Consider the following 1,071-nt stretch of genomic DNA (forward strand, 5'->3'; position numbering starts at 1 on the left):
TTTGTCAGTGGGTACATTGGATGCGTTTGTGCCTCCATTGTTTAGGCTACCCCATGTTGTAATTGAGCCATCAGCTTTAAGGGCAGCAAATGCATATTCGTTTGAATAAATCTCGGTATAGCCACTGTCAGTGGGTGCTTTTTTACCTACAGAATCTGGATCTATGCCTTCAGAAGGTAGACCACCCCATGCTATGATTGAGCCGTCGCTTTTAATGGCGGCAAAGGCCGTCTTATTGGCATAATTTGGCGCATTATAAGATCCATCGAAATCATTATGAGTACTAGAATAATCCACCTTAGCAAAACGCAAAGGATCAATACCCATAACCTGAACTTCTGCTAGAGACAGATAGTTCTGATCAAGCAACTGGATTCTAACATAGCGACCTTGTTTACCTGATGCGTCTAATTTAATAGTCTTTTTTGGATTAGGCGCAACATGGAAGTCTTGTTGATAAATGTGGGTGCTGAAGTCTGCTTTATTAGAAATACTAACTTGGTAGTTGCTTAGTCTATCTGCACAGCAATCAGTGCGGTTGTAGATAATGATTTGATTGATGTTTTTCTTGCTGCCCAGATCAACCTGCCACCAAGCGCCGTGTTCATATTCGGTATAGGTGGTGCTCTTATTTAAGAAATAGCCATCAGTATTACCATCCACTGCATAGCCAGCAACAGGAACGATAGAGTGGTATAGATATGTACTGGATTGTGTGGCATGTTTTCCAAAGGCCAGATTAATATCACCGACACCAACAGCAATAACAACAGTTGCAGTGTCCTTAGCAAATAAACCAGTTGCTGTTACAACATAAGTTGTTATAACATAAGTCACTGGATCAGATGTAAAAATTGGCGTTCCAGAGATGGTTCCATTTCTTGCATTAAAGGATAAGCCATTGGAGATAGCAGGAGAAATTGAGTAATAAAAAGCAGCATCACCTGTATTAGTGATGGTAACAGGTGTAATGGCAGTTCCAGCAGTAGCATTAACATAATTAGTGCTGATTGTAACACTAAAAGCATTCAAAGAGACTGAAATGATGGCAACTGCAAGGAGTTTAGTTAG

1 protein-coding gene is annotated in these 1,071 nt (G+C 40.4%); it reads right to left on the bottom strand.

Annotation, left to right across the window (positions count from 1 at the left end; genetic code table 11):
- The coding region (locus tag BAZSYMA_RS02600; protein WP_195910061.1) for a galactose-binding domain-containing protein at window positions 1–1,071 on the bottom strand (1,071 nt) is incomplete at both ends.

Source organism: Bathymodiolus azoricus thioautotrophic gill symbiont (genome assembly GCF_001298715.1).
Lineage (GTDB): Bacteria > Pseudomonadota > Gammaproteobacteria > PS1 > Pseudothioglobaceae > Thiodubiliella.